The organism is Moraxella sp. HMSC061H09, assembly GCF_001809255.1.
Lineage (GTDB): Bacteria > Pseudomonadota > Gammaproteobacteria > Pseudomonadales > Moraxellaceae > Moraxella > Moraxella catarrhalis.
Window position 1 is genome coordinate 269,601 of the sequence record NZ_KV796834.1, and the last position, 22,869, is coordinate 292,469.

15 protein-coding genes and 1 tRNA gene are annotated in these 22,869 nt (G+C 42.3%); 14 read left to right on the top strand and 2 right to left on the bottom strand.

The annotated features are described in order from the left end of the window. Positions 1-12 precede the first annotated feature (12 nt). Both HMPREF2573_RS01685 and HMPREF2573_RS01690 read right to left on the bottom strand, forming a co-directional pair. Complete coding sequence (locus HMPREF2573_RS01685) at positions 13-1,392, bottom strand: anthranilate synthase component I family protein (protein ID WP_070472346.1); 1,380 nt, start codon at positions 1,390-1,392, stop codon at positions 13-15. A gap of 186 nt (positions 1,393-1,578) precedes the next feature. Then, positions 1,579-2,811: a beta-ketoacyl synthase N-terminal-like domain-containing protein gene (locus HMPREF2573_RS01690; RefSeq protein WP_003656374.1), complete on the bottom strand. Its 1,233-nt coding sequence runs from the start codon at positions 2,809-2,811 to the stop codon at positions 1,579-1,581. A gap of 358 nt (positions 2,812-3,169) precedes the next feature. Between HMPREF2573_RS01690 and HMPREF2573_RS01695 the strand changes: the two genes are divergently transcribed. The 14 genes from HMPREF2573_RS01695 (at position 3,170) to rpoC (ending at position 22,725) form a co-directional block, all read left to right on the top strand. Next, positions 3,170-5,326 (top strand): EcsC family protein, encoded by a 2,157-nt coding sequence (locus HMPREF2573_RS01695; RefSeq protein ID WP_070472349.1) that lies wholly within the window; start codon positions 3,170-3,172, stop codon positions 5,324-5,326. Positions 5,327-5,542: 216 nt separating this feature from the next. Continuing rightward, the gene (rpsL, locus tag HMPREF2573_RS01700; protein WP_003656377.1) at positions 5,543-5,917 is read left to right on the top strand and encodes a 30S ribosomal protein S12; all 375 of its coding nucleotides are present in this window, start codon (positions 5,543-5,545) and stop codon (positions 5,915-5,917) included. A gap of 120 nt (positions 5,918-6,037) precedes the next feature. After that, complete coding sequence (gene rpsG, locus HMPREF2573_RS01705; RefSeq protein WP_003656378.1) at positions 6,038-6,511, top strand: 30S ribosomal protein S7; 474 nt, start codon at positions 6,038-6,040, stop codon at positions 6,509-6,511. A 159-nt stretch (positions 6,512-6,670) separates the two neighbouring features. Next, positions 6,671-8,797: an elongation factor G gene (gene fusA / locus HMPREF2573_RS01710; protein WP_003656379.1), complete on the top strand. Its 2,127-nt coding sequence runs from the start codon at positions 6,671-6,673 to the stop codon at positions 8,795-8,797. Positions 8,798-8,917: 120 nt separating this feature from the next. Further along, the gene (tuf, locus tag HMPREF2573_RS01715) at positions 8,918-10,108 is read left to right on the top strand and encodes an elongation factor Tu (protein WP_003656211.1); all 1,191 of its coding nucleotides are present in this window, start codon (positions 8,918-8,920) and stop codon (positions 10,106-10,108) included. A gap of 143 nt (positions 10,109-10,251) precedes the next feature. Next, positions 10,252-10,327 (top strand) — tRNA-Trp (locus tag HMPREF2573_RS01720). A 63-nt stretch (positions 10,328-10,390) separates the two neighbouring features. Next, positions 10,391-10,864: a preprotein translocase subunit SecE gene (gene secE, locus HMPREF2573_RS01725; RefSeq protein WP_003656505.1), complete on the top strand. Its 474-nt coding sequence runs from the start codon at positions 10,391-10,393 to the stop codon at positions 10,862-10,864. Between the two features lie 21 nt (positions 10,865-10,885). After that, positions 10,886-11,416, top strand: coding sequence for a transcription termination/antitermination protein NusG (gene nusG / locus HMPREF2573_RS01730; RefSeq protein WP_003658755.1), 531 nt, complete (start codon positions 10,886-10,888; stop codon positions 11,414-11,416). Positions 11,417-11,516: 100 nt separating this feature from the next. Then, entirely contained in the window at positions 11,517-11,948 is a 432-nt protein-coding gene (gene rplK / locus HMPREF2573_RS01735) for a 50S ribosomal protein L11 (RefSeq protein WP_003658756.1), read from the top strand. Further along, complete coding sequence (rplA, locus tag HMPREF2573_RS01740; RefSeq protein WP_003656500.1) at positions 11,948-12,649, top strand: 50S ribosomal protein L1; 702 nt, start codon at positions 11,948-11,950, stop codon at positions 12,647-12,649. The genes rplK and rplA overlap by 1 nt, the downstream gene beginning before the upstream one ends. Positions 12,650-12,960: 311 nt before the next feature. Beyond that, entirely contained in the window at positions 12,961-13,464 is a 504-nt protein-coding gene (gene rplJ / locus HMPREF2573_RS01745; RefSeq protein WP_003656498.1) for a 50S ribosomal protein L10, read from the top strand. Positions 13,465-13,521: 57 nt separating this feature from the next. Beyond that, entirely contained in the window at positions 13,522-13,896 is a 375-nt protein-coding gene (rplL, locus tag HMPREF2573_RS01750; RefSeq protein ID WP_003656495.1) for a 50S ribosomal protein L7/L12, read from the top strand. A 419-nt stretch (positions 13,897-14,315) separates the two neighbouring features. Continuing rightward, positions 14,316-18,407, top strand: a complete 4,092-nt coding sequence (gene rpoB / locus HMPREF2573_RS01755; protein WP_070472352.1) for a DNA-directed RNA polymerase subunit beta — start codon at positions 14,316-14,318, stop codon at positions 18,405-18,407. Between the two features lie 79 nt (positions 18,408-18,486). Next, positions 18,487-22,725: a DNA-directed RNA polymerase subunit beta' gene (rpoC, locus tag HMPREF2573_RS01760; RefSeq protein WP_003670911.1), complete on the top strand. Its 4,239-nt coding sequence runs from the start codon at positions 18,487-18,489 to the stop codon at positions 22,723-22,725. Positions 22,726-22,869: the final 144 nt, after the last annotated feature.

Sequence of the window (22,869 nt, forward strand, 5' to 3'; positions counted from 1 at the left end):
TTAAATCAAGCACTATTTTGGCTTAGACATTTTTGCCAAAATAGTGCCAATTTTATCTTGGCATTCTTGATACTCATCATCAACATTTGATTTGATGGTAATGCCACCACCTGCCCAGATCTCGCATTCTTGCCATTTTTGTAGTGTGCGAATTAATACATTCCAGCTGCCTGTACCGTCAAAATTCATATAGCCCATCGTCCCACAGTAGGCACCGCGAGGTGAGGTTTCAAGCTCATGGATAATCTCGCATGCCCGTTTTTTGGGTGCACCCGTGATAGAGCCAGCTGGCAGCGAGCCGAATAAGACGGTAATTGGATGCGTATCACTGAGCGTCGCTGTAACAGTGCTGACCATGTGATGCACATTTTTAAAGCTTTCGATGGCGAAACGCTTGGGCGTTTTGACCGTACCAATTTGTGCATATTTGCCCAAATCATTTCTGAGCAAATCCACAATCATCAGATTTTCGCTGATATCTTTTTCGCTATTTGCAAGAGATTGTTTAAGCTCATCATCTATAATAGGGTCTGTATGGCGTGGGCGTGTGCCTTTAATGGGCTTGGTGATCAGATGGATTTTACCGTTTGTTTTGTAAAATTCAAAAAATAGCTCTGGTGAGATGGAGAGTAGTTCAAATTCCCCCAATTGTAAAAATCCTGCAAAAGGTGCATTCATTGTGTCTTGTAAATCAGGCAAGTGGTTTGCCAGACGGTCTAAATGAGCATGCCATTTTTGGGTTAGGTTGATTTGATAAGTATCGCCTGCTTTTAGATATTCTTGGGTTTGATAAAATGCTTTGGCATACTCTGTTTTTGTCCAAATAGGCTGAAAGTCTATCGGCGATGCTGTGGGCGGACAACGACATAATAAGTCAGATAACTGATGGGTAATACGCTGAAAAAATTCAGAACAAACGCCCATGCCAATTAAGTTATAGCCGTCTTTGATGGGCTGAAGATAAATATCATAATGTGCCAAATAGCCACAAGGTTGATTTGGCTTGATGGTAATGCGATGATTTAACTGATGTGCTGATAAATCATAGCTAATAAATCCCATAAATCCATGCACATAGCTGCTATGATTTAAGCCATGATAATCATCGAGATTCATTTGATTGGCATAGGCTATCAGCTCATGCTGCCAGTTGTCATAAGTAGATGGGTAGCGTTGTTCATTCGCACGCTTTGCTCCATGTACTTGACGAGTTTTTTTGTGAATGTACAGATTTTTATCAAAAGTAGCTGTCCATGCAACCTTAGGACAAATCCCAATCACAGGGCGATGTGCATTATTTAAAAAGCACACTTGCCAATCAGGATGATGCGTCGTGATGAGAGCTGTGATTTGACTTGGGGTGTATGTGGTGGCAAAGTGATGTTTTAGCATTATCAAATGGCAAATAAAAATGCAAATTATAAAGCAAAATACAAAAAAGAAAAAGGGGGAGTGATCTGATTGTTTCAGTTTAGCTTGCAATACTTGAAAAGTTAAGCCGTTGGATTTGACAAGATGGCTGTATGGCTGTTATGTTTAATAAGGTCACAGGGATGCCGTCCCCATGACCTTGTTGTCTTAATTATTAAATTTTTGGATAACCAAAGCGGCGTTGGTACCTCCAAAGCCAAAGCTATTGCTCATGATGCTATTGAGTGCTGTTTGACGAGTTTGGGTAACGATGTCAAAATCTTTGGCAGCGTCATCTAAATTTTGGATATTAATCGTCGGAGCAATAAACTCATGGTTCATCATGAGCAGACAATAGATCAGCTCTTGGGTACCTACCGCACCCAAACTATGACCTGTCATGGATTTGGTTGAGCTGATGGGTGGTGTTTGCTTTGCTCCACCAAAGACGGTTGCGATGGCGTTAAGTTCTGTGATATCTCCAAGGGGTGTGCTGGTGCCGTGGCTATTGATGTAATCAACACTGGCTAATCCTGCTTGAGCAAGGGCGATTTGCATACATCTGACCGCACCTTCGCCACTTGGTGCAACCATTTCTGCACCGTCTGAAGTTGCACCATAGCCTGTAATCTCTGCCAAGATTGTTGCCCCACGGGACTGTGCTGATTCAAGACTTTCAACAACAACCATGCCACCACCGCCTGCAATCACAAAGCCATCACGATCTTTATCATAGGGGCGACTGGCGGATTGTGGAGTATCGCTGTACTGTGTACTCATTGCACCCATGGCATCAAACATACACGATTGCGTCCAATGCTCACTTTCACCGCCGCCTGCCAGTACGATATCAGCCTTACCAAGTTGAATCAGCTCCATGGCATGACCGACACAGTGGCTTGAAGTGGCACAGGCAGAAGATAGCGAGTAAGACAAGCCCTTGATTTTTAGCCCCGTCGCTAAGGTCGCAGATACCGAGCTTGCCATGATTTTGGGAACTGCCATTGCACCTACGCCACGCAAGCCTTTTTCACGCATGGCATCCGCAGCTGCCACCACATCCGCAGTAGAAGCACCGCCCGATGCTGCAACCACCGAAACCCTAGGATTGTCAGCGATGGTGTCAATGCTAAGCCCTGCGTTTTTGATTGCTGATAAAGCACTGATATATGCATAAAGGCTGGCGTTGCTCATAAAGCGCTTTAATTTACGATCAATGCCTGTGGTGTCCAAGTCATCATGATCTATACTACCTGCCACGCATGATTTAAATCCCAAATCGGCATATTCTTGCTTAAAGCGAATGCCTGAACGCCCATTTTCTAAGGCCTCCTTGACAGTATCTAAATCATTACCCAAGCAAGAAACAATGCCTGCACCTGTGATGACAACTCGTTTCATAATTTCATCCTAAAAAGTTTACAGTTGTAATCTTGCTATTGTAACAAATTATTCCAACACTTAGGGAAATTTTCCCAAAATTTTCATAAAAATAGGTGAAAATGACTAAAGATAGACAAGGGTTTACCAAATATTTAGTTATTCATCAATTGGCGACGGTATTTATGAACATTTAATAACATTTATGTTGTATATTATCACTAGGCGTAGTTTAGTTTTTGTGATAATCTTTAGAAGATAATTTTTATGACAATTTCATACAATTAATGAGGTTGGACATACGATAGATAAAAGTAAATTGACTTTTTGTATTTTATGTCAAAACCTGAATCTTAATACCAAAATCATGGAGTAACTGATGACAAAATCAACTCAAAAAACCACCAAACAAACACAACACAGCCATGATGATCAAGTCAAAGAGCTGGCTCAAGAAGTCGCTGAATATGATGATGTTGAAATTGTTGCTGAAGTAGATATCGACAATCAAGCTGTCTCTGATGTTTTGATTATTCGTGATACGGATACCAAAGCTGACCAAGCAGATCACACTGATGACGCATCTAAAGTAGATGATGAGACTGTGGTAGATGGCGTTAAACAAAAAGCTCAAGAGGTTCAAGAAGATTTTGAGAATAAAGCACAAGATCTTCAGGACAAAGCCTCTAAAAAGCTTGAAGTCGCCAAAGAGGCTACCCAAGATAAGGTAGAAAAAGCTCAGAATTTGGTTGAAGATAAAGTTGAGGATATCAAGGGTAAAGCCCAATCTTTGCAAGAAGATGCTGCCGATACAGTTGAAGCGTTAAAACAAGCGGCCAGCGATAAGGTTGAGACCGCCAAAACTGAAGCTCAATCACTCAAAGATGATGCTACTCAAGCATTTGAATCAGCCAAACAAGCGGTTGAAGACAAAGTAGAAACCATCAAAGATAAAGTCTTAGATCAGGTTGATTCCCTAAAAGACGATACTGATCAAGATGATACTGATCAAGACGACACCGATCAAGATCAAGAAAAACAGACCCTAAAAGATAAGGCAGTGCAAGCTGCCGCCGCTGCTAAGCGTAAAGTTGAAGATGTGGTAGATGATGTCAAACATACCACCGAATCTTTCAAAAATACCGCAAGCGAAAAAATAGATGAGATTAAGCAAGCTGCTGTTGATAAAACAGAAGAGGTAAAATCTCAGCTTAGCCAAAAAGCTGATACCCTAAAATCTTCTGGTGAAGAGCTTAAACAAACAGCTCAAACCGCTGCTGATGATGCCATTGCAGAAGCCCAAGCTGCCGTAGTAAGTGGCTCGGTCGCTGCCGCCGATTCGGTACAATCAACCGCTCAAAGTGCAAAAGATAAGCTCAATCAGCTCTTTGAACAAGGTAAGTCCGCTTTGGATGAGAAAGTTCAAGAATTGGGTGAGAAATTTGGTGCAACTGAAAAAATTAATGCAGTCAGTGAAAATGTAGATTTGGCTACCCAAGTCATTAAAGAAGAAGCACAAGCACTACAAACCAATGCCCAAGAATCTCTACAAGCTGCCAAAGCAGCTGGCGAAGCGTATGACGCCACCCACGAAGATAAGGGTTTAACCGCTAAACTTGGTAAAGTGGGTGCTTATTTGTCTGGCATGTATGGCATTAGCCAAAATAAAAATAAACACTACCAAGGCGTTGACTTGCATCGTGAAAGTTTTGATAAAGATGCGTTTCATGCTCAAAGCAGTTTTTTTGCAGGACAAATATTTGGTGCCAAAGCAGTTGCGGCTAAGAATGTGGCGGCTAAAGTCGTTCCTCAATCTAAATTTGAAGCCATCGGTGAATCACTTTATAATAAAGTAGCTGAATGGTCGAATGCATGGGCAATCAAAGATCTTAAAAATGACCCAAGATTTGATTTAATCAATACCATGAACACCCAAGAGCGTAATGCTTTTGCCGAAGATATTGCTAATCAAAACCGTGCGTTGGCAACACTTGGTGGTGTGGCAGGCTTAGCAGGCTTAAAAGGTGTGCTTGCTGATGCAGCTTGGCTATTGATGGTATCTTTGCGTACAGTTTATCAAGTGGCTGCCATTTATGATCAGCCGCTGACTGGCAAAGAAGGTGCTAAGAAGGCTTATGGTGTGCTGTCAGGTGCTAATCTTGAAAAACTCCAAGAAAAACAGGTGATTTTGACAGCGTTGGCTTTGGGTAGTAGCATGCTTGCCAATGCTCAACAAACAGGCATTAAAGCTCAGTTAGATAGCTTATCTGCTCGTTATCGTGAAAGCCAACCTTATGCCAAACAGTTTTTGGATTTGGATAAATTTGTTAATCTTGATAATTTAAATCCAAATTGGTTGCATAAAATTTTGCCAATATCTGCAGTAGCAGTGGGTGCTCATTATAATAATGAGCTGATTGATGAAGTCATCGGTACAGCGATGGCAACCTTTTCAGATGATTTTGAGCAAAGCCATCAATTGATTGCTAACTCAGGTGAAAATACTGAAAATCAAGAAGCAACTACCGAAGAGTAATCAAAAAACCGCTATCAATCAGTCATTTTTTGATAGCGGCTTGAATTATTCTTATCAAAAACATAATTTATTTTATAGGGCTGCTTGAAGTTTTCTTGATTTAGCCCTATAATATATTGCCCTAAATGGGGATTTGCGTTATTGGTTGAAGGTACCAACTAAAATTGGTGCTTGATTGATGACGAATTTTTAACAACAACGGGAGAAAATTGCCCTATGGCAACTACAAACCAGCTTATCCGCAAGGGTCGCACAACCATCAAGGAAAAATCAAAAGTTCCTGCGTTGCAAGCGTGCCCACAGCGTCGTGGTGTGTGTACTCGTGTCTATACTACCACACCAAAAAAACCTAACTCAGCCATGCGTAAAGTTTGCCGTGTACGCCTAACTTCAGGTTATGAAGTTTCTAGCTATATCGGTGGTGAAGGTCACAACCTTCAAGAGCATAGTGTTGTATTAATCCGTGGCGGTCGTGTAAAAGACTTGCCAGGTGTGCGTTACCATACCGTGCGTGGTGCACTTGACTGTGCAGGCGTGAAAGATCGTAAGCAAGGCCGTTCTAAATACGGCGCTAAGCGTCCTAAGGCCTAATTATTTGCCTAAGACATTGTTGCGTGAATCAGGGTTTGGTGTGTCAGACCCAATCATGCAGTAAGGCTGGTTAAACCTAGCTTTATACCAGATAATCCTGAAGAGATAAGGAAAACTATTATGCCAAGACGTCGTGTCGTCGCTGCCCGTGAAATTCTACCAGATCCTAAATTCGGCAGCCAAACAATTGCTAAGTTCATTAACCATGTGATGGTTGATGGTAAAAAATCAGTCGCAGAAAAAATTGTTTATGGCGCACTAGAAGCAGTTGTTGCCAAAAAGAATATCCAAGACCCTGTGGCTTTTTTTGAAGAAGTGCTAGAAAATGTTCGCCCAACCGTTGAAGTTAAGGCTCGCCGTGTTGGTGGTGCTACCTATCAAGTACCCATGGAAGTACGCCCATCCCGTCGTACCGCCTTGGCTATGCGTTGGTTAGCTGATGCTGCTTCAAAGCGTTCTGAAAAATCTATGGCTCTACGCCTAGCTGGTGAGCTAAATGATGCTTCAGAAGGTAAAGGTGCAGCCATCAAGAAGCGTGATGATGTTCACCGCATGGCGGACGCAAACAAAGCGTTTTCACACTATCGTTTCTAATTTTAGGTGCATTAACCAGCGTTTGGTGCATACTTTTCTTGCAATAATTGCAATTGTTTTTGGAAATTTATTTCCAAATAATACTCAAAAATCTGTTGGTTGTGATGGTTAATAGCCAACAGATTTACCAAATTAAACAGAATTTTTCTAGGAAAAATTATGGCTCGTACAACCCCTATTAGTCGCTACCGTAATATTGGTATCTCGGCACACATTGATGCAGGTAAAACCACTACCTCTGAGCGTATTTTGTTTTATACTGGTGTATCACATAAAATTGGTGAGGTACATGACGGTGCTGCTACCATGGACTGGATGGAACAAGAGCAAGAGCGTGGTATTACCATTACTTCTGCTGCGACCACCGCATTTTGGTCAGGCATGGGTAACCAGTTCAAAGAACATCGTATCAATGTTATTGACACCCCAGGCCATGTTGACTTCACTGTAGAAGTTGAGCGTTCTATGCGTGTTCTTGACGGTGCTTGCATGGTTTATTGTGCTGTTGGTGGCGTACAACCACAGTCTGAAACCGTATGGCGTCAGGCTAACAAATATAAAGTACCTCGCTTGGCATTTGTGAATAAAATGGACCGTACAGGTGCAAATTTTTTCCGTGTTGTTGAGCAGATGAAAACTCGCTTAGGTGCAAGCCCTGTGCCAATCGTTATTCCTATCGGTTCAGAAGAAAACTTTACTGGTGTGGTTGACTTGATCGAGATGAAGTCTATCATCTGGGATGAAGCGTCACAAGGTATGAAGTTTGAATATGGCGAAATCCCAGCAGACTTGGTTGACACTGCCGAAGAGTGGCGTACTAACATGATCGAAGCTGCCGCTGAGGCATCTGAAGAGCTGATGGATAAATACCTTGAAGAAGGCGAATTGTCAAAAGAAGATATCGTTGCAGGTTTGCGTATCCGCACTTTGGCGAGTGAGATTCAGCCGATGCTATGTGGTTCAGCGTTCAAGAACAAAGGCGTACAGCGTATGCTGGATGCTGTCATCGAGTTCTTACCAGCACCTGATGATGTTGAAGCGATCAAAGGCATTTTGGATGATAAAGCCGAAACCGAAGCTTCTCGTGAAGCTTCTGATGAAGCACCTTTTTCAGCATTGGCATTCAAAATCATGAATGATAAGTATGTTGGCAACTTGACATTTGTTCGTGTTTATTCTGGTGTTGTTAAGCAAGGTGATAGCGTTTATAACCCTGTTAAGATGAAGCGTGAGCGTATCGGTCGTATCGTACAGATGCACGCCAATGAACAAAAAGAAGTTGAAGAGATCCGTGCAGGCGACATTGCAGCTTTAGTAGGTATGAAAGATGTAACCACGGGCGACACGCTGTGTGATAACGATAACATCATCACTCTAGAGCGTATGGAATTCCCAGAGCCAGTAATTTCTTTGGCGGTTGAGCCAAAAACAAAAGCTGACCAAGAAAAAATGTCAGTTGCTTTGGGTCGCTTAGCAAAAGAAGATCCTTCATTCCGTGTACGCACAGATGAAGAATCGGGTCAAACGATTATTTCAGGTATGGGCGAGCTTCACCTTGACATCATCGTTGATCGTATGAAGCGTGAATTTAATGTTGAAGCTAATATTGGTGCGCCCCAGGTTGCTTATCGTGAAACGATTCGCCAATCTGTGGAAGTTGAAGGTAAGTTCGTTCGTCAAACAGGTGGTCGTGGTAAATTTGGTCATGTTTGGTTGCGTCTTGAACCACTTGATCCGACAGGCGATGTGGAATACGAATTTAACGAAGAAATTGTCGGCGGTGTAGTTCCAAAAGAATACCATGCAGCAGTTGATAAAGGTATCCAAGAGCGTATGAAAAATGGCGTTATCGCAGGATATCCAGTTGTTGGTATCAAGGCAACTTTATATGATGGTTCTTATCATGATGTTGACTCTGATGAGCTATCATTTAAGATGGCAGGTTCTATGGCGTTCAAAAAAGGCTTTCTACAAGCCAATCCAGCGCTACTTGAGCCTATCATGAAAGTTGAAGTGGAAACACCTGAAGACTACATGGGCGACATCATGGGTGACTTGAACCGTCGTCGTGGTATGGTTCAAGGCATGGATGATCTTCCTGGTGGCACCAAGTCTATTCGTGCAGAAGTACCATTGGCTGAAATGTTTGGCTATGCAACCCAAATGCGTTCAATGTCTCAAGGTCGTGCAACTTACTCAATGGAATTCTTGAAGTATCAAGAAACGCCAAAAAATGTTGCTGATGAGATCATCAAGAAATTTACAGCTAAAGATGATGATGAATAATTAATCGTCTATTAGCAGTAGTATCATCAGATACCATCTGATACTCGGATGGTATCATGAATCAAATTTTAACAATGTTGCGATCTGTTTGTATGATCGCATATACTCGAGGAAACCATCATGGCAAAGGCCAAGTTTGAACGTGTAAAACCACACGTAAATGTTGGTACCATCGGTCACGTTGACCATGGTAAAACCACTCTAACTGCTGCTATCGCAACCGTTGCTGCTAAGCACCACGGTGGTGAAGCAAAAGATTACGCTGCTATTGACTCAGCACCTGAAGAAAAAGCACGCGGTATCACCATCAACACCTCTCATATTGAGTATGACACTGCAGCTCGTCACTACGCACATGTAGACTGCCCAGGTCACGCTGACTATGTTAAAAACATGATCACAGGTGCAGCACAGATGGACGGCGCTATCTTGGTTGTTTCTGCAACTGATGGTCCTATGCCACAAACTCGTGAGCATATCCTACTATCTCGTCAGGTTGGTGTACCATACATCATGGTATTCATGAACAAGTGCGATATGGTTGATGATGAAGAGCTACTAGAATTGGTTGAAATGGAAGTTCGTGAACTTCTATCTGACTATGATTTCCCTGGTGATGATACCCCAATCATCAAAGGTTCAGCACTAGAAGCATTGAATGGTTCTGATGGTAAATATGGCGAGCCTGCAGTTCTAGAACTGCTAGACACACTAGACAGCTATATCCCAGAGCCTGAGCGTGATATCGATAAGTCATTCTTGATGCCAATTGAAGATGTCTTCTCGATCTCAGGTCGTGGTACAGTTGTGACTGGTCGTGTTGAATCAGGTATTATTAAAGTTGGTGATGAAATTGAAATCATCGGTATCAAACCAACTGCTAAAACCACCTGTACTGGTGTTGAAATGTTCCGTAAACTGTTAGACGAAGGTCGTGCAGGTGAGAACTGTGGTATCTTGTTGCGTGGTACTAAGCGTGAAGAAGTTCAACGCGGTCAAGTACTTGCAAAACCAGGTTCAATCACCCCACATACTAAGTTTGATGCTGAAGTTTATGTACTGTCAAAAGAAGAAGGTGGTCGTCACACCCCATTCTTAAATGGCTATCGCCCACAGTTCTACTTCCGTACCACAGATGTGACTGGTGCCATCACTCTACAAGAAGGTACCGAAATGGTTATGCCTGGTGACAATGTTGAGATGAGTGTTGAGCTTATCCACCCAATCGCCATGGATAAAGGTCTACGCTTTGCTATCCGTGAAGGCGGTCGTACCGTAGGTGCTGGTGTTGTTGCTAATGTTAAAGACTGATATTTTTAGTATTTAACTTAAGCAGTTACCACAAAAACCAAACCTGAAAGGGTTTGGTTTTTTGTTGGATATTGCTTGAATTTTTTAGATAAAATACTTGCAAAAAATAAAAAGTTTGCTATAATAGCAATCCTTAATACCCTAGGCGATTGGCTCAATTGGTAGAGCATCGGACTCCAAATCCGAGGGTTGGGGGTTCGAGTCCCTCATCGCCTGCCATCTTATTATTCATACCATTCTTTTAACTTCATAAAAATTGGTCATTCCAAGGCAAGTCCCTGCATGAGCGATAATAAAGACAATTTGGATATCCAATCTGGAACTTCAGCATCTGGCTCACAACATACAAAAGACCCTATCACGGTTGCAAAAGAGAGTGTGGTAGAGGTTGCTAAAAAACATTCAGCAAAAGATTTTTTGTTGTGGTTAATTGCCATCATTGCTATGATCTCAGCAACTTTGGTATCCCAATATTTGCCAAGGTATTGGGCACCTGCCAATAATGTTTGGACACAGATTGCTATTACGGTAAGCTTGGTTGTATTTGGTTTTATATGTTTGGCGTTTACCAATCAAGGATCAGCTTTCAAAACATTGTTAAAAGATGCAGGTATTGAGCTGCGTCGTGTGACATGGCCAACCAAAGATGAGACTGCTCGTTATACTTGGCAAGTAATTTTGATAATGATTATTTTTGGAATTATCATTTGGTTGCTAGATATGTTTTTTAGCTACATTGTTGGCTTGATTATTTAAATAACTAAAAAGGGTTGATAAATGCGTTGGTATATCATTCAAGCGTTCTCTGGTTACGAAAATCAAGTACAGCGTTCTTTGGTTGAACGCATTAAACGTAGTGAATTTGCTGATAAATTTGGTGAAGTGCTTGTACCGACTGAAGAAGTTGTTGAAATGCGTGAAGGTAAAAAATGCACCATGCAGCAAAAACTTTTCCCAGGCTATGTCCTGATTAATATGGAAATGAATGAAGATACTTGGCATATTGTCAGATCTTGCCCAAATATCACAGGATTTATCGGTGGCACGCCAGAGAATCCTGCACCAATTACTCAGATTGAAGCAGATCGTATCCTAAATCGTATTAATAAAACTGGTGATGCACCGCGTCCAAAAACCATGTTCGAGCCTGGTGAAGAAGTGTTGGTTATTGATGGTCCGTTTACGGACTTTAAAGGCCTTGTCAAAAAAGTGGATTATGATAAGTCAAAATTACATTTGACTGTTAGCGTATTTAATCGCCCAACTGAAGTTGAGCTTGAATTTAATAAAGTTGAAAAGATTAATTAATTGCCGTATAATATACGGTTTTGGCTCTGGTCAATAGCTAGAGTTTGTTATTAACTTGGGGAGCTGTTTAGCGTTATTACCCATTATTGGAGAGATTCTCATGGCAAAGAAGATTGATGGCTACATCAAGCTACAAGTGCCTGCCGGAAAGGCAAATCCATCGCCACCAATTGGTCCAGCGTTGGGTCAAAAAGGCGTAAATATCATGGCATTTTGTAAAGAGTTCAATGCTGCTTCTGCAAATATTGAGCCAGGCTTGCCTATTCCTGTTGTAATTACCGTTTTTAATGACAAGTCATTCACTTTTGTGATGAAATCACCTCCTGCAGCAGTTTTATTGCGTAAAGCAGCAGGTATTTCAAAAGGTTCAAGTACGCCTAACACTTCAAAAGTTGGTACTGTAAACCGTGATCAGCTTGAAGAAATCGTAAAAACCAAGCAAGCGGATTTAACCGCTGCTGAACTTGAAGCGGCAATTCGTACCATTGCAGGTACTGCTCGTTCAATGGGTATCACTGTGGAGGGTGTGTAATGGCTAAGCTAACTAAGCGTCAACAATTAATCAAAGATCGTGTCGATAGCAACAAGCTATACACGATCGAAGAAGCCGTTGCAATTTTGAATGATTTGCCAGCAGTAAAATTCAAAGAGTCAATTGATATTGCGATTAATTTGGGTGTAGATCCACGCAAATCTGATCAAGTTGTTCGTGGTGCAACCAATCTACCTGCAGGTACTGGTAAAACTAAGCGTGTTGCAGTATTTGCACAAGGTGCTGTTGCTGATGCTGCCAAAGAAGCGGGTGCAGATGTCGTTGGTTTTGAAGACTTAGCAGAAAGCATCAAAGCTGGTAATATGGATTTTGATGTTGTTATCGCATCACCTGATGCTATGCGTGTTGTCGGTCAGCTTGGTACCATTCTTGGTCCACGCGGCTTGATGCCAAACCCAAAAGTTGGCACAGTAACTGCTGATGTCGCTACTGCCGTAAAAAATACTAAAGCAGGTCAGGCACAGTATCGTGTTGATAAAGCAGGTATTATCCATGCTTCTATCGGTCAAGTGGGCTTCACTGCTGATCAAATTGAGCAAAATGCAACAGCTTTATTAAATGATCTTAAACGTGCTAAACCAGCAACTTCTAAAGGTATTTATATTAAGAAGATTACATTATCTAGTACTATGGGTCCTGGCATCACAATTGATCCAGTGCCACACCGTGTTAATAAGTAATCAATACATTGAGTTAAATTCTTATAATTTAACTTGATTTAAAAATTTTATTGATTATAATAATACAATTTTGATGGCTAAAGTTTACTTTGGTCATCAACAGAATTTTGACAAATTAATATTTATTAGTTCAGCACAACGGGTTGTGCTGTCTAAGACCGTAGGTATTGCTAAGCAATCTAATAGGAGAAACCTGCCTACGCAGACGGTGAGACTATATTGTCGCCGTAATGGTGCAAACATCCTTTGGTGTTTGTGAATTTGACTTATTGCTTTTGTGGTATTTTAAGCAATAATTTTGGAGACAACCCATGGCACTAAATCTTCAAGACAAACAAGCAATTGTTGCTGAAGTAAATGAAACTGCCAAAGGTGCGCTCTCTGCTGTAGTTGCCGACTCGCGCGGAGTTACAGTAGCAAAGATGACCGAACTTCGTAAAGCTGCTCGTGAGGCAGGGGTTGATATGCGCATTGTACGTAACACTTTGTTGCGTCGTGCCTTAGCTGATACCTCTTTTGAGTGCATGAACGATGTATTCGTTGGTCCTACATTAATCGCATTTTCAAATGAGCATCCTGGTGCAGCAGCCCGTTTGTTCAAAGAATTTGCAAAGGCCAACGATAAGTTCGAAATCAAAGGCGCAGCTTTTGAAGGTGAATTTATTGACGCAAAATCTATCGATCGCCTAGCTACCCTACCAACTTACGACGAAGCTATTGCGCGTCTAATGGGTACGATGAAAGAAGCAGCAGCAGGCAAACTTGCACGCACTTTGGCTGCACTTCGTGATAAGATGGAATCAGAAGCGGCTTAATTTACTGTCATATTTTAAATTTATTTACTCTCATACCTTTATTTAGGAATAATTGCTATGTCACTAACTAATGAACAAATCTTAGACGCAATCGCAGAAAAATCAGTTATGGAAATCGTTGAACTTATCTCTGCGATGGAAGAAAAATTCGGTGTATCTGCAGCAGCTCTAGCAGCAGCACCAGCAGCTGGCGGTGATGCTGGCGGTGCAGCTGAAGAAAAAGATGAGTTTGATGTTGTTCTAACCAGCGCAGGCGATAAAAAAGTTGCTGTAATTAAAGTTGTGCGTGAAGTTACCGGTCTAGGTCTAAAAGAAGCTAAAGACCTAGTTGAAGGTGCGCCACAAACTGTTAAAGAAGCTGCATCTAAAGCTGAAGCTGAAGAGCTTAAGAAGAAGCTTGAAGAAGCTGGCGCAAGCGTCGAACTTAAATAATTTTTCTAAATTGCTGTTCATTAATCAACCAGCAATTTAAAAATTATTTTTTAAAAAGCCAATAATATATTGCATTATTGGCTTTTTTTTATTATAATTAAGTATTTGACCTTTTGTGTATCTATTTTTATGGTGGGATAGAAACACATCCCAAAAGGACAAACGCACCCATGCAAGCTGAACGACTTACCTATTATTAACAGTGATTTGCTAGATACTGGATGGTATTTGGTGATTTTTTGTGTCTATCTGTCTTTATTTCGTGTAATTTTCCTTTGTCGAGTTCAAAAAATGGGTGCTTATTCTCAAGAATCGCAATGATTCTTTCATATTTTGATTTTAGCTATTAAAATAGACAAAATCTTTGGCAGTGTTTGCCTCTTTGGCAACATATTTTTAAGTTAATCTAAGGAATCTTAATGGCATATTCTTATACCGAAAAGAAACGTATTCGCAAAAGTTTTTCAAAGCTTCCAGATGTCATGGATGTGCCTTATCTGCTTGCCATCCAAGTGGATTCTTATGAGCAATTCTTACAAGAGCATAAAAAACCAAAAGCTCGTGCCAACATTGGTTTACAAGCGGCTTTTTCATCAATTTTTCCGATCGAAAGCCACTCTGGTAATGCTCAATTGCAATTCGTTGAGTATTACTTGGGCGAGCCTGAATTTGATGAGCGTGAATGTATTATGCGCGGTTCAACTTTTGCGGCACCTTTGCGTGTAAAAATTCGCCTTATTATTAAGGATAAAGAAAATAAAACTGCCATTAAAGATGTTCGTGAACAAAGCGTTTATATGGGCGAAATTCCATTGATGACAGATAATGGTACTTTTATTATTAATGGTACTGAGCGCGTCATCGTTTCTCAATTGCATCGCTCACCTGGTGTTTTCTTTGACCATGATAAAGGTAAGTCGCATTCAAGCGGTAAAGTGCTTTATAACGCACGCATTATCCCTTACCGTGGTTCTTGGCTTGATTTTGAATTTGATGCTAAAGATTTGGTGTACGCGCGTATTGACCGCCGTCGTAAGTTGTTGGCAACGATTATTTTGCGTGCCATTGGTATGGATACCGCTCAAATTTTAGATCAATTTTTTGAAAAAGTTGAAGTATTTAAAGGTGATGAATCCTTTGAAATTGAACTGGTTGCTGATCGTTTAAAAGGTGAGATGGCTCAGTTTGATATTGTCGGTCCTGATGGTAATGTGATTGTTGAACAAGGTCAACGCATTAACGCACTTCGTGTAAAACGAATTTTAAACTCAGGTATGACCAAGCTTGCGGTACCTGATGAATATTTGTATGAGCGTATCATTGGCGAGGATATTGTGGTTGGGGATGAGGTTTTGGTTCGTGCCAATACCTTGATCGACCATGAGATTCTGGTAAAACTTGCTGAAAAAAATGTTCAATCATTTAAGATTTTATTCACGAATGATATCGATCATGGTGCATATATCGCTGACACGCTACGCGCCGATACAATTGTGACTCGTGAAGAGGCATTGATTGAGATTTATAAAGTGATGCGTCCAGGTGAACCACCAACACTTGAGACTGCTGAAAAACTTTTTGAATCAATGTTCTTTAGCCAAGAGCGTTACGACTTGTCTAATGTGGGTCGTATGAAGTTTAACCGTCGATTGGGTCGTGAGTTCATTGATACCGATGATATGGATGTGCAACGCGAACAAGGTGTTTTATCCAATCAAGATATCGTTGATGTCTTAAAAGAGTTGATCGAGATCCGTAATGGTCGTGGCGAGGTGGATGATATTGACCACTTGGGTAATCGCCGTATTCGCTCTGTGGGTGAAATGACTGAAAACCAGTTCCGTATCGGTTTGGCACGTGTTGAGCGTGCTGTTAAAGAACGCTTAACCACAGCTGATTCTGATAATTTGTCTCCTCAGGACTTGATTAACTCAAAACCTGTGGCAGCATCTATTAAAGAATTTTTTGGCTCAAGTCAGCTATCGCAGTTTATGGATCAAAATAACCCATTATCTGAGATTACCCATAAACGCCGTGTATCAGCATTGGGTCCAGGTGGTTTGACGCGTGAGCGTGCAGGCTTTGAGGTTCGTGATGTCCATACGACCCACTATGGCCGTGTGTGTCCAATTGAAACCCCTGAAGGTCCAAACATTGGTTTGATTAACTCTTTAGCGACTTTTGCCAAAACAAATAATTTTGGCTTCTTGGAGACACCGTACAGACGCGTCGTTGATGGGTGTGTGACTGACGAAATTGAATATGTTTCTGCCATCGAAGAAGTAGGCATGGTAATCGCACAAGCCGACTCACCAATGAATGACAAGGGTGAGCTGACCGAAGAGATGGTTAGTGTTCGTCACGATGGTGAATTTGTGCGTATGAGCGCCGATAAAGTTACTCATATGGATGTTTCACCGCGTCAGGTGGTATCGGTAGCAGCAGGTCTAATTCCATTCTTGGAGCATGATGATGCAAACCGTGCCTTGATGGGTTCAAACATGCAGCGTCAGGCAGTTCCAACACTGCGTAGTGATAAGCCACTTGTAGGTACGGGTATGGAACGCCATGTGGCGCGTGACTCGGGCGTGTGTGTGGTCGCTAAGCGTGGTGGTGTGATTGAAGAGGTTGATGCCAGTCGTATCATTGTGCGTGTCAATGAGGATGAAATGACTGCAGGTGAAGCGGGTATTGATATTTATAATTTGATTAAATACACCCGTTCCAACCAGAATACCTGTATTAACCAGCGTGTTATCGTCAATGAAGGCGATGAAATTGAGCGTGGCGATATCTTGGCAGATGGCCCATCGACTGATCTTGGCGAGCTTGCACTTGGTCAAAATATGCGCGTGGCATTCATGCCTTGGAATGGCTATAACTTTGAAGACTCAATTTTACTTTCTGAGCGAGTGGTTCAAGAAGACCGTTTCACCACGATTCACATTCAAGAGTTAACTTGTGTGGCTCGTGATACCAAGCTTGGACCAGAAGAAATTACAGGCGATATTCCAAATGTCGGTGAGGCTGCATTGGCAAATCTTGATGAAGCGGGTATTGTGTATATCGGTGCTGAGGTCGATGCTGGTGATATTTTGGTTGGTAAAGTAACACCAAAAGGTGAAAGTCAGCTGACCCCAGAAGAAAAACTACTTCGTGCGATTTTTGGCGAAAAAGCGGCGGATGTTAAAGATACCTCTTTGCGTGTACCATCATCAACCAAAGGCACGGTCATTGATGTGCAAGTCTTTACCCGTGATGGTCTTGAAAAAGACAGCCGTGCCAAATCTATTGAAAAAGCCATGCTTGATGATTACCGTAAAGATTTAAAAGAAGAACTGGTGATTTTTGAAGCAGCTGCAAAAGGTCGTATTTTAAGCTTACTTGATGGTAAAAAAGTCAGCGGTGGTGCAGGCTTTAAAGCAGGTACGATTCTAAGCACTAAAGACATCGAAAATTTGCCACTAGAAAGCTTGCTAGATATCCAGCCTGCTGAAGAGGAAGTTTCAGAGCGTTTGGGTCAGATTGCTGAATTCTTAAGTGATAAGCAAAAAGATATCGATAATAAATTTACCGAGAAAAAACGCAAATTAACTCAAGGTGATGACTTAGCACATGGCGTTCAGAAGATTGTTAAGGTGTATTTGGCGGTTAAGCGTCGTATCCAGCCAGGTGACAAGATGGCAGGTCGTCATGGTAACAAAGGGGTTGTATCACGCATCATGCCAGTTGAGGATATGCCATATGATGAAAATGGTAATCCTGTAGATATCGTACTAAACCCATTGGGCGTACCATCTCGTATGAATATCGGTCAGGTGCTAGAGACCCATTTGGGTATGGCAGCCAAAGGTTTGGGTGATAAGATTAATGCCATGTTGCGTTCGCAAGTTGCTGTGAGTGAGCTTCGTGAATTCTTAGATAAGATTTATAACCAAGTCGGTGGTGAGCAAGTAGATTTAGACAGCTTGTCTGATGAAGATTTATTGGCACTGTGTCAGAACCTAAAAGATGGTGTCCCAATGGGTACGGCCGTTTTTGATGGTGCCAAAGAAACTCAAATCAAAGAGCTGTTAAGTTTGGCCGACCTATCAACCACAGGTCAGCAAACACTTTATGATGGCAGAACAGGTAAGAAATTTGATCGTCCTGTTACGGTTGGCTACATGTATATGCTTAAGCTAAACCACTTAGTCGATGATAAAATGCACGCCCGTTCAACTGGCTCTTATTCACTGGTAACACAGCAACCTCTTGGCGGTAAAGCACAATTTGGTGGTCAGCGTTTTGGTGAGATGGAGGTTTGGGCGCTAGAAGCTTATGGTGCAACTTACACTCTACAAGAGATGCTGACGGTGAAGTCGGACGATGTTGAGGGTCGTACACGCATGTATAAGAATATTGTCGATGGCGAGCAGTATATGAATCCTGGCATGCCAGAGTCGTTCAATGTCTTAACCAAAGAGATTCGCTCGCTGGGTATTAATATTGACTTAAAAGAAAAGAAGTAACTTAGCCTAAGACCAACATACCCAGTGATGAAATCGTCGCTGGGCGTAAAGATTACGACGAATACAACGGAGAAACCTTTTGAAAGATTTATTAGATATCATGAAAGGCCCTGCTGACAATGGCGTCAAAGAATTTGATAGCATTCAAATTTCTTTAGCGTCACCTGAGGCAATCAAATCTTGGTCGCATGGTGAGGTCAAAAAGCCAGAAACCATTAACTACCGCACCTTTAAACCTGAGCGTGATGGTCTATTCTGTGCCAAAATTTTTGGTCCTGTCAAAGACTTTGAGTGTTTGTGCGGCAAATATAAACGCCGTAAATTTCAAGGCATCATTTGTGAGCGTTGCGGTGTTGAAGTGACTGCGGCTAAGGTTCGCCGTGAGCGTATGGGTCATATTGAGCTTGCCTCTCCAGTTGCGCATATTTGGTTTTTAAAATCGCTACCTAGCCGTATCGGTCTTCTTTTGGATATCACTTTGCGTGATATTGAGCGTGTGCTTTATTTTGAAAGCTATATCGTGACCGATCCTGGTATGACCAGTCTTGAAAAATATCAGCTGTTGGATGATGAAGAGTATTTTAATGCACTTGAACAATATGGCGATGAGTTCATTGCCAAGATGGGTGCTGAAGCTGTTCAAGATTTACTGCGTGATATTGATGTGGATGGCGAAATTGATGAGCTTCGTACTGCAATTCCACAAACTGGCTCTGAAACCAAACTGAAAAAAATGTCCAAGCGCTTGCAGTTACTTGAGTCTTTCCGTGACTCAAATAACAAGCCTGAGTGGATGGTGATGACTGTGTTGCCTGTGTTGCCACCAGATTTACGCCCTTTGGTACCGCTTGAAGGTGGTCGTTTTGCCACATCAGACCTGAACGATTTGTATCGCCGTGTGATTAACCGTAATAATCGTTTAAAACGCCTGCTTGAGCTGAATGCACCTGATATCATTGTGCGTAACGAAAAGCGTATGCTACAAGAAGCAGTTGATGCACTACTGGATAATGGTCGCCGTGGCCGTGCTATTACAGGGTCTAACAAGCGTCCATTAAAATCACTTGCTGATATGATTAAAGGCAAGCAAGGTCGTTTCCGTCAAAACCTACTTGGTAAGCGTGTGGACTATTCTGGACGCTCGGTGATTGTGGTTGGTCCTACTTTGCGTCTGCATCAGTGTGGTTTACCAAAGAAAATGGCACTTGAGCTGTTCAAGCCGTTTACCTATGCCAAATTGCTGCAAAATGGCATTGCAAGTACCATTAAAGCCGCCAAAAAAATGGTTGAGCGTGAAGAGCCAGCCGTTTGGGATATGCTTGCGATGGTCATTCGTGAACATCCTGTCCTACTAAACCGTGCACCAACACTTCACCGCTTGGGTCTGCAAGCGTTTGAGCCTGTGTTAATTGAGGGTAAAGCAATTCAGTTGCACCCATTGGTGTGTGCTGCGTTTAACGCCGACTTTGACGGTGACCAAATGGCAGTTCATGTGCCACTGACTTTAGAAGCTCAGCTTGAGGCTCGTGCTTTGATGATGTCAACCAACAACATCTTGTCGCCTGCAAATGGTGAGCCGATCATCGTGCCTTCTCAAGATGTTGTGCTTGGTTTGTATTATATTAGCCGTGGTGGTGTGAATGCCAAAGGCGAAGGCATGGTATTTAGTACGGTGAATGAAGCTCTAAGAGCAATTGGTTCAGATGATTTATCTGTGAATGCCAAGATTAAAGTTCGTGTCGCTGAGACGATTTTGGATGAAAAAACAGGTGAAAAAATCAGCCATACCAGTATCCAAGATACCGTAGCTGGTCGTTTGCTAATTTGGAATATCATGCCAGAAGGCATGGCGTTTAGTGAGTGTAACACGGAGATGACCAAGAAAAATATCTCTAAGCTGTTAAACTCATGCTATCGTAAGCTGGGTGTTAAAGAATCGGTAATGTTTGCTGACCATCTGATGTATTTGGGTTTTGCACAAGCGACTTTATCGGGCATTTCGATTGGTATGGAAGATATGGTTATTCCACCAACCAAAAAGCAGATCGTGGATACAGCTGATGCTGAAGTACGAGATATTGAACAACAATTTGAGCAAGGCTTTGTCACTGCAGGTGAGCGTTATAACAAAGTTGTTGATATTTGGGCGCGTACTTCAGATAAAATTGCAAATGCGATGATGGATAACTTGTCTAAAGACGATGTGATCAACGCAGACGGTGAGACCGAAACGCAAAAGTCATTCAACTCAATTTATATGATGGCCGACTCAGGTGCTCGTGGTAGTGCCACGCAGATTCGTCAGCTTGCAGGTATGCGTGGTCTGATGGCTAAGCCAGATGGCTCAATTATTGAAACACCAATTAAAGCCAATTTCCGTGAAGGCTTGACGGTACTTCAATACTTTATCTCAACGCACGGTGCCCGTAAAGGCTTGGCAGATACCGCCTTAAAAACAGCAAACTCAGGTTATCTAACACGCCGTTTGGTTGATGTCGCACAAGACTTGGTCATCACCCAAGATGATTGTGGTACAGATGCAGGTCAGCGAATGACACCTGTGATTGTTGGTGGTGAAATTGTTGAACGCTTGGGTGATCGTGTGCTTGGTCGTGTTGCTGCCAAAGATGTCGTGAATGCAGATGGCGATGTGGTTGTACCATCGGGCGCTTTGATTGATGAAAGATTGGTTGAAAAGTTAGATGCCAATGCGATTGATGAAGTGTATGTACGCTCAGTCATTACTTGTGAAGCCACCCAAGGCGTCTGTGCTAAGTGTTATGGTCGTGATTTGGCTCGTGGCCATTTGGTCAATATTGGCGAATCTGTTGGGGTGATGGCGGCACAGTCGATTGGTGAGCCAGGTACTCAGCTGACCATGCGTACTTTCCATGTCGGTGGTGCTGCTTCTGCTGCTTCTGTTGATAACAGTGTCTCAGTTGGTAATGCAGGTTCGGTTCGTTTTCACAATATGAAAACTGTTCAGCATGCCGATGGTCATTTGGTTGTTGTCTCTCGTTCGGCAGAGATTGGCGTGGCTGATGATCAAGGTCGTGAGCGTGAGCGTTATAAAGTGCCTTATGGCTCAAGCGTCTTGGTGCGTGATGCAGATGCTGTTGAAGCAGGGCAGGTAATCGCCAAATGGGATCCACATACCCATCCAATTATTACAGAATTCTCAGGTACCGCACGCTTTAGTGACATTACCGATGGCATGACAGCAACGGTTAAGGTGGATGAGATGACGGGGGTGAGATCATTTGAAATCTTGACCAGCAAAGACCGTCCAAGTATTGCTAAGGATTTGCGTCCTGCGATTATTCTTGATACCGATGAAGGTAAAGAAGTGGTTTATTTCCTACCGAACGAAACCATCATTCGTGTATCTGAAGGCGAGCATGTCACGGCAGGTTCGGTGCTTGGTCGTGTACCACAAGCAACCTCAGGTACTAAAGATATTACCGGTGGTCTGCCACGAGTTGCCGACTTGTTTGAGGCACGCCGTCCAAAAGATCATGCCATTATGGCTGAGATGAGCGGTGTGGTCAGTTTTGGTAAAGAAACCAAAGGCAAAAACCGCTTTATCATCACCAATGAAGATGGTGATGTGCATGAAGAGCTGATTCCGAAATGGCGTCAAATCAATGTCTTTGAAGGAGAGACCGTTGAGCGTGGCGAGGTGGTTTCTGATGGACCTCAAAATCCGCATGATATTTTACGCCTAAAAGGTGAGACCGCATTGGCAAATTATATTGTCAATGAAGTGCAAGAAGTTTATCGCCTACAAGGGGTAAAAATCAACGACAAGCACATTGAAGTCATCGTTCGTCAGATGTTGCGTAAAGTTGAGGTTGTCGATGGTGGTGATTCAAGCTACTTTAAAGGCGACCAAGCAGAATACTCAAAAATCCGTACGCTTAATGCTGAATTGATCGCTAATAATAAGTTTCCTGTTCAATACGAGCGTCAGCTTTTGGGTATTACTAAAGCAAGTTTGGCAACCGAAAGCTTTATTTCAGCAGCGTCCTTCCAAGAAACGACCCGTGTCTTGACCGCCGCTGCAGTGATGGGTAAGGTGGATGATTTGTCTGGCTTGAAAGAAAATGTGGTTGTGGGTCGCTTAATTCCAGCAGGTACGGGTTTGGCATATCATCAATCTCGCCAAAGAAAAGCTCAAAATGCTGGTAACCAAACTGCCCAAGTGGATGAGTTATTATCAGTCATAACAGCTGAACCGCCTACAACTTCAGAAGATAATTTGAGTATTGAAGACAACTTTGCCAAAGCATTCGCTGATGAGCTGGGTTCTCAAGAGTAAGTGTGTATTTTCAAAGGCTCGTTTCTAGGAACGGGCTTTTGTTTTTAGGCTAAAATAAGAGGTCTACTCCAACCAAAGCTCTGATTATTATTTTAAGTCATGACAGTTTAAAATTTGCCTGATAATTTACATTCACACATTCGT

What these genes read in the sequence shown, in the direction of transcription:
- rplK (WP_003658756.1), top strand. Translation starts at nt 11,517, where the DNA reads ATGGCAAAGAAGATTGATGGCTACATCAAGCTACAAGTGCCTGCCGGA.
- nusG (WP_003658755.1), top strand. Translation starts at nt 10,886, where the DNA reads ATGCGTTGGTATATCATTCAAGCGTTCTCTGGTTACGAAAATCAAGTA.
- fusA (WP_003656379.1), top strand. Translation starts at nt 6,671, where the DNA reads ATGGCTCGTACAACCCCTATTAGTCGCTACCGTAATATTGGTATCTCG.
- rpoB (WP_070472352.1), top strand. Translation starts at nt 14,316, where the DNA reads ATGGCATATTCTTATACCGAAAAGAAACGTATTCGCAAAAGTTTTTCA.
- rplJ (WP_003656498.1), top strand. Translation starts at nt 12,961, where the DNA reads ATGGCACTAAATCTTCAAGACAAACAAGCAATTGTTGCTGAAGTAAAT.
- tuf (WP_003656211.1), top strand. Translation starts at nt 8,918, where the DNA reads ATGGCAAAGGCCAAGTTTGAACGTGTAAAACCACACGTAAATGTTGGT.
- rplL (WP_003656495.1), top strand. Translation starts at nt 13,522, where the DNA reads ATGTCACTAACTAATGAACAAATCTTAGACGCAATCGCAGAAAAATCA.
- rplA (WP_003656500.1), top strand. Translation starts at nt 11,948, where the DNA reads ATGGCTAAGCTAACTAAGCGTCAACAATTAATCAAAGATCGTGTCGAT.
- rpsG (WP_003656378.1), top strand. Translation starts at nt 6,038, where the DNA reads ATGCCAAGACGTCGTGTCGTCGCTGCCCGTGAAATTCTACCAGATCCT.
- HMPREF2573_RS01695 (WP_070472349.1), top strand. Translation starts at nt 3,170, where the DNA reads ATGACAAAATCAACTCAAAAAACCACCAAACAAACACAACACAGCCAT.
- rpsL (WP_003656377.1), top strand. Translation starts at nt 5,543, where the DNA reads ATGGCAACTACAAACCAGCTTATCCGCAAGGGTCGCACAACCATCAAG.
- secE (WP_003656505.1), top strand. Translation starts at nt 10,391, where the DNA reads ATGAGCGATAATAAAGACAATTTGGATATCCAATCTGGAACTTCAGCA.
- HMPREF2573_RS01690 (WP_003656374.1), bottom strand. Translation starts at nt 2,811, where the DNA reads ATGAAACGAGTTGTCATCACAGGTGCAGGCATTGTTTCTTGCTTGGGT.
- HMPREF2573_RS01685 (WP_070472346.1), bottom strand. Translation starts at nt 1,392, where the DNA reads ATGCTAAAACATCACTTTGCCACCACATACACCCCAAGTCAAATCACA.